Source organism: Pseudomonas sp. GM24 (assembly GCF_000282235.1).
In the GTDB taxonomy this organism is placed as follows: domain Bacteria; phylum Pseudomonadota; class Gammaproteobacteria; order Pseudomonadales; family Pseudomonadaceae; genus Aquipseudomonas.
The window spans coordinates 1-5,973 of sequence record NZ_AKJR01000109.1 but is presented as its reverse complement, the minus strand read 5'-3'; the positions used below and the strand labels follow the sequence as shown (position 1 = coordinate 5,973).

Below are 5,973 nucleotides of genomic sequence, written 5' to 3'. Positions count from 1 at the left end.
GCTAGGGTGAGGGGCTTTGCTTTACAGAGCCGCCAACGCTCCTTGATACAGCACCGGTCCAGTCGGTTGTCCGGTCGGCGAACCACCTTTCGGTTCCAGACTCACTGCCAGCGCAATCGGTTTGCCGATCAACACCTTCTGCGCCTCACTCAACTCAACCTTGCCTTTGCCCCCCGCCGGAATCACACCCAGCGAAATCGGCTTGCCATCCGCCGGAATCGCCCACAACTCCAGGCTATGATCCGCATCAACCGCTGCCAGTGTCAGCGGTTCGACTTGCAGATAATCCGCATGCGCCTCGACCTTCAGCGCCGGTTGCGCATCAGCGGTCAGCAGCGTAGCGCGGTAGCGGGCATCGTCGCGGTTGTACAGCGAGCCGAGAAAGACCAGCACCACGATCGAGCACAGCGCAGCGGTAACCCGCAGCCAGTTCCAGAGCGGTCGCTTCTCGGGCACATGCAGGACTTGCGGTTCGATACGCGCGGTGATGCCTTGCCAGACGCGATCGGGCACCGGATGCTCCGGCAGAGATTCGGTGAGACTCACCAGTGTTTCCTGCCATTGCGCCACTTCAGCTCGCAACACATCGTCGTCCAGCAGCAATTGTTCAAACCGCCGCCGCGCAGGCGCAGCCATCAACCCGATCGCGTAATCGGCAGCAAGGGCGCGGCGCAGGGCAGGGGTCTGGTAGTTCATGATTCAAGGCACCGGCGCAGACGTTCCAGGCCACGGCGGATCCACGATTTCACCGTTCCCAGTGGCGTGGCGAGATGTTCGGCGAGTTCCGTACACGACAACCCCTGAAAGTAGGCCACGGTGATCGACTGGCGCTGCATGCTTTCAAGGGTGTCCAGACAGCGGTTCAACGTCTGAGCCTCGCGAGCGCTGTTCAGTTGATCGTGAGCCGAAGGGCTTTCGTCCGGCAGCGTGTTCTGTTCGAGGTCAGTCAACGGCCGGTCGCGGTGTTTGCGCAACTGATCAATGGCCTGATTGCGAGTGATGTTGATCATCCAGGTCAGCGGTGCGGACAGATGCGCTTCGTAGCGCGAGGCGTTATTCCAGATGCGCACGAAGGCTTCCTGCAGCACTTCTTCGGCCAGATCGGCGCGGCCCATGAAGCGCAATGCCACGCCGTGCAAGCGCGGGCCGACGCTGCGATAGAGCGTTTCGAAGGCGCGACGATCACCCAGTGAACACTGGGCCAACAACTGTCGTAGCTGATTGGCGTCGGCGATGGAAATGACAACTCTCCAGGCAAGAGTGAGCGCGCGAGGGCGTGACTCGGACTGTTCACAGGCTAGTTCAGCGACAGCGGTTGTGCCATTCATCGCGAGGGTGTCCGGGATTTCACGTTTTATATACGCGGCCCGGATGAAAATGGATGCGCCGCGCCGGAACATGCCGGCGGATACCCGGTCAAACCGGCAGTTTCACTGCCCGCTCAACGGGTGGTTTTCACAGCGCAAGAGGATGTCTGAATGAAGATTTCACGCGGTATTGCCTTGGCTTCACTGATGACCCTTGCTGCCAGCCCGGTGTTCGCCGGTTTCAGCCTGGACGACGTGACCAAGGCTGCTTCCAGCATGCAGGGCGGCAACGCGGCCACTGCCGCCGCGCCGACCTCGGAAACGGCTGGCCTGCTGCAAGCCGTCACCGGTCTGGGCGTTACCCCGCAGCAAGCCGTCGGCGGCACCAGCGCCATGCTGGGCCTGGCCAAAAACCAATTGAGCAGCACCGATTATTCGCAGTTGGCCAAAGAAGTGCCGGGCATCGACAAGCTGTCGGGCGGTAGCGGCAACCTGGCGGCGTTGAGTGGTTTGCTCGGTCAGTCCGGCAAATCCGCCGGCCTGGAAAATGCGCTGGGCAATGTCAAGGACACCAATGACCTGAACAACGCTTTCGGCGCGTTGGGCATGGACAGCGGCATGGTCGGCCAGTTTGCCCCGGTGCTGCTCAAGTATCTGGGTGACCAAGGCGTTGGTGGCCCGCTGCTGCAGAGTCTGGGCAGCATCTGGGGCGCCGGCACCGGTAGCTGATTCAGCCGCGCTCGCTGCGCAGTTCGGCGATGCGCTGATCCTTCTCGTTCCAGAGCTGGTTGACCCAGCTCTGGACCTTCTGGCGAAACGCCGGATCATTCTCGTAATCGCCTTGCCACAGCGCCGGGTCGAGTTCGCGGGTCTTGATGTCGATGATCACGCGCGGCACGTTGCCGCTGATCAAATCCCAGAACCCAGGGATTTTCGCTTGTGGATAAACCACGGTGACGTCGAGAATCGCGTCCAGCTGTTCACCCATCGCCGCCAACACAAACGCCACGCCACCGGCCTTGGGCTTGAGCAAATGCTTGAACGGTGATTGCTGCTGTGCGCTTTTTGCCGCGGTGTAGCGGGTACCTTCCAGATAATTCACCACGGTCACCGGCTGACGCTTGAACAGCTCGCAGGCCTGTCTGGTGATTTCCAGATCCTTGCCGGCCAGTTCCGGGTGTTTGGCCAGGAATGCCTTGGTGTAGCGCTTCATGAACGGGTAATCCAGCGCCCACCACGCCAGCCCCAGAAACGGAACCCAGATCAGTTCTTTCTTGAGGAAGAACTTGAAGAACGGCGTGCGGCGGTTGAGGGTCTGGATCAGCGCCGGAATATCGACCCACGACTGGTGGTTGCTGACCACCAGATACGAGGTGTCACCGCGCAGATTCTCGCCGCCGCGAATGTCCCATTGGGTGGGGATGCACAGACGGAAAATCAGCTTGTCGATCTCAGCCCAGGTCTCGGCGATCCACATCACTGCGCCCGACGCGTAATCGCGCCAGCGGCCGGGTGCGACCAGTTTGAGCAGGGCAAACACCAGCAACGGCCCGATCAGAATCAGGGTGTTGAGCAACAGCAGCAGGGTGACGAAACAGCCGGTGAGCAGGCGGCGCATAAGCAACTCTTTGAAAACGGATGGGCGCGCCATGATAAGCAGCTTCGCGCGGCAGGCCAAATCGCTGGTGACGAATGTTTCACTTTTGGGGCGGTATGCTGGTGCCAGATATTGTATTGATTTTGCTGGCCTCATCGCTGGCAAGCCAGCTCCCACAGGTTTCTCTGGTGTTCACGAGAATTGCATTCATTGAAGATCCTTGTGGGAGCTGGCTTGCCAGCGATGCGGTCTCACGGGCGAACGAATTGCTCGCCGGGTGTCTAAAATCTCGCGTCTGCCGCCCTCATTTTCCAAGGAAGCCCCTTACGTGAAATCCCTCCTTGCACTGTTTGCCCTCGTCGCTCTGCCGGTCATGGCCGCCGAGCCGACTCTGTACGGGCGCTACGAATACATCGCGCTGCCGGAAATCGGCGGTGAAGTGCTCAAGGCCAAGATGGACACCGGCGCACTGACCGCCTCGCTGTCGGCCAAGGACATCGAAACCTTCACCCGCGATGGCGATGAATGGGTACGGTTCCGCCTCGGCACCAAGGATGCCAGCAACAAGGTCTACGAACACAAGGTCGCGCGCATCAGCAAGATCAAAAGCCGCTCGGACGAAGAGGACGAGGGCGAAAGCACCGAAGTCGCCAAGCGCCCGGTGGTCGATCTGGAGCTGTGCCTGGGCAACGTCAAGCGTACCGTTGAGGTCAACCTGACCGACCGCAGCAACTTCAATTATCCGCTGCTGATCGGTGCCAAGGCCTTGCGCGAGTTCGGCGCGGCAGTGAACCCGGCGCGGCGCTTCACCGCCGACAAACCGGACTGCTGAGCCAAGTGGTCTCATTGACGTAACGTCAGGCTTGGGGCACCGTTCGCGCACTTAACCTATGGGCTCGGACGCCATGCCTCATATCCTGATTGTCGAAGACGAAGCGGCGATTGCCGACACGCTGATTTTCGCCCTGCAAGGCGAGGGCTTTAGCACGACGTGGCTGAGCCTCGGCGCGGCGGCGCTGGAGCATCAGCGGCAGACCCCGGCCGATCTGATCATCCTCGACATCGGCCTGCCGGACATCAGCGGTTTCGAGACTTGCAAGCAGCTGCGGCGTTTCAGCGAGGTGCCGGTGCTGTTCCTCAGCGCCCGCGATGCCGAGATTGATCGCGTGGTGGGGCTGGAGATTGGCGCCGACGACTACGTGGTCAAGCCGTTCAGCCCTCGAGAGGTGGCGGCGCGGGTCAAGGCCATCCTCAAACGCATGGCGCCGCGTCCAGTGATTGAAGCCTCTTCGGCGCTGTTTCGCATCGATCCCGAGCGCGTACAAATCAGCTATCGCGGCCAGACGTTAAGCCTGACCCGCCACGAATTCCGCCTGTTGCAGTGCCTGCTCGAACAACCCGAGCGGGTGTTCAGTCGCGAACAACTGCTTGATGCGTTGGGCGTGGCGGCCGACGCCGGTTACGAGCGCAGCATCGACAGCCACATCAAAAGCGTGCGCGCCAAACTGCGTCTGGTGCGTGCCGACGCCGAGCCGATCCAGACCCATCGCGGCCTCGGTTACAGCTACAGCCCGGGGCACAGCTGATGTCTTTGGGGCTGCGGATCTTTCTGGTGTACGTGCTGTTTGTCGGCCTCACCGGGTATTTCGTGCTCAACACGGTGATGGAAGAAATCCGCCCCGGCGTGCGCCAGTCCACCGAAGAAACCCTGGTCGATACCGCCAACCTGATGGCGGAAATCCTCCGTGACGATTTCAAGGCTGGCACCCTCAGTGAGAATCGCTGGCCTGAATTGCTGCGCGCGTATGGCGAGCGTCAGCCGCAAGCGACCATTTGGGGCTTACCGAAAAATCAGGTCAACCACCGTATCTACGTGACTGATGCCAAGGGCATCGTCGTTCTCGATTCCAGTGGTGTAGCGGTCGGTCAGGATTACTCGCGCTGGAACGATGTCTATCTGACCCTGCGCGGTGAGTACGGCGCACGTTCGAGCCGCAGTGATCCGGATGACGCCAGTTCGTCAGTGATGCACGTCGGCGCGCCGATCCGCGACAACGGCAAGATCATCGGTGTGGTCACCGTGGCCAAGCCCAACAGCTCATTGCAGCCTTATGTCGATCGCACCGAACGGCGTTTGCTGTTTTACGGCGCGGGTTTGATCGGCCTCGGTCTGTTGTTCGGTGCTTTGCTCTCGTGGTGGCTGAGCCGCGCGCTGCATCGCTTGACCGGTTATGCCCAAGCGGTAAGTGAGGGCCGGCGGGTGGAAGTGCCGCATTACCGGGGTGGTGAACTGGAACAACTGGCTACCGCCGTGGAACAGATGCGCACGCAACTGGAAGGCAAGGCCTACGTCGAGCGTTATGTGCATACGCTGACCCATGAGCTGAAAAGTCCGCTGGCGGCGATTCGTGGAGCGGCGGAGTTGCTGCAAGGGGATATGTTGCCGGTTCAGCGCCTGCGCTTTGTCGGCAACATCGACAGCGAAAGTGCGCGGATGCAGCAGTTGATCGAACGGTTACTGAATCTGGCGCAGGTGGAGCAACGTCAGGGCCTTGAAGAACGGGTCGCTGTGCCGCTGGCGGCGCTGGTTGAGCAATTGCTGCAGGGGCAAGCGGCGCGGATCGAAGGCAAACAGTTGCGCATCGAACGGGCGATGGCAGCGGATCTGCTGTTGATTGGCGAGCCGTTTCTGTTGCGTCAGGCGCTGGGCAATCTGCTGGAGAATGCGCTGGATTTCACGCCGATTCAGGGGCTGCTGCGTTTCAGTGCCGAGCGGGTTGGCGAGCAGATCGAATTTCGATTGTTCAATGAAACGGCGCCGATTCCTGACTACGCCTTGCCGCGATTGACCGAGCGTTTCTACTCGTTGCCGCGTCCGGACAGTGGGCGAAAAAGCACGGGTTTGGGGCTTAACTTCGTTGAAGAAGTGGTCAAGTTGCATGGTGGGGCGATGCAGATTCGCAATGTCGAAAACGGTGTTGAAGTGATATTGCGCTTGCCTTGATACCGTCAAAAGATCGCAGCCTTCGGCAGCTCCTACATTGGATTGCGTACACCTGTAGGAGCTGC

7 protein-coding genes are annotated in these 5,973 nt (G+C 60.5%); 4 read left to right on the top strand and 3 right to left on the bottom strand.

Translation table 11 applies throughout. From position 1 onward, the window contains the following. Positions 1 to 21: 21 nt before the first annotated feature. Positions 22 to 696, bottom strand: coding sequence for an anti-sigma factor (locus PMI23_RS14340; RefSeq protein WP_007909993.1), 675 nt, complete (start codon positions 694 to 696; stop codon positions 22 to 24). Then, complete coding sequence (locus tag PMI23_RS14335; RefSeq protein ID WP_042704953.1) at positions 693 to 1,328, bottom strand: RNA polymerase sigma factor; 636 nt, start codon at positions 1,326 to 1,328, stop codon at positions 693 to 695. The genes PMI23_RS14340 and PMI23_RS14335 overlap by 4 nt, the downstream gene beginning before the upstream one ends. A 150-nt stretch (positions 1,329 to 1,478) precedes the next feature. Here PMI23_RS14335 and PMI23_RS14330 point away from each other — a divergent pair, with 150 nt between their 5' ends. Beyond that, on the top strand, positions 1,479 to 2,036 hold the full coding sequence (locus PMI23_RS14330) for a DUF2780 domain-containing protein (protein ID WP_007909995.1): 558 nt from the start codon (positions 1,479 to 1,481) through the stop codon (positions 2,034 to 2,036). A gap of 1 nt (position 2,037) precedes the next feature. On the opposite strand, the gene PMI23_RS14325 is transcribed toward PMI23_RS14330, so the two are convergent. Continuing rightward, positions 2,038 to 2,925: an acyltransferase gene (locus tag PMI23_RS14325; protein ID WP_007909996.1), complete on the bottom strand. Its 888-nt coding sequence runs from the start codon at positions 2,923 to 2,925 to the stop codon at positions 2,038 to 2,040. Positions 2,926 to 3,232: 307 nt separating this feature from the next. Between PMI23_RS14325 and rloA2 the strand changes: the two genes are divergently transcribed. The 3 genes from rloA2 to creC all read left to right on the top strand — a co-directional run bounded on the left by rloA2 (position 3,233) and on the right by creC (position 5,908). Then, entirely contained in the window at positions 3,233 to 3,736 is a 504-nt protein-coding gene (gene rloA2 / locus PMI23_RS14320) for a retropepsin-like aspartic peptidase RloA2 (RefSeq protein ID WP_007909997.1), read from the top strand. Positions 3,737 to 3,809: 73 nt separating this feature from the next. Beyond that, positions 3,810 to 4,490 carry a two-component system response regulator CreB gene (gene creB / locus PMI23_RS14315; RefSeq protein WP_042704954.1) on the top strand — a complete coding sequence of 227 codons (681 nt, stop codon included), beginning with the start codon at positions 3,810 to 3,812 and terminating at the stop codon, positions 4,488 to 4,490. Further along, positions 4,490 to 5,908 carry a two-component system sensor histidine kinase CreC gene (creC, locus tag PMI23_RS14310; protein WP_007910000.1) on the top strand — a complete coding sequence of 473 codons (1,419 nt, stop codon included), beginning with the start codon at positions 4,490 to 4,492 and terminating at the stop codon, positions 5,906 to 5,908. Before creB ends, creC begins: the two co-directional genes overlap by 1 nt. Positions 5,909 to 5,973 lie beyond the last annotated feature (65 nt).

Coding starts and splice junctions, on each gene's coding strand:
- PMI23_RS14340 (WP_007909993.1), bottom strand. CDS start 696: ATGAACTACCAGACCCCTGCCCTGCGCCGCGCCCTTGCTGCCGATTAC.
- PMI23_RS14335 (WP_042704953.1), bottom strand. CDS start 1,328: ATGAATGGCACAACCGCTGTCGCTGAACTAGCCTGTGAACAGTCCGAG.
- PMI23_RS14330 (WP_007909995.1), top strand. CDS start 1,479: ATGAAGATTTCACGCGGTATTGCCTTGGCTTCACTGATGACCCTTGCT.
- PMI23_RS14325 (WP_007909996.1), bottom strand. CDS start 2,925: ATGCGCCGCCTGCTCACCGGCTGTTTCGTCACCCTGCTGCTGTTGCTC.
- creB (WP_042704954.1), top strand. CDS start 3,810: ATGCCTCATATCCTGATTGTCGAAGACGAAGCGGCGATTGCCGACACG.
- creC (WP_007910000.1), top strand. CDS start 4,490: ATGTCTTTGGGGCTGCGGATCTTTCTGGTGTACGTGCTGTTTGTCGGC.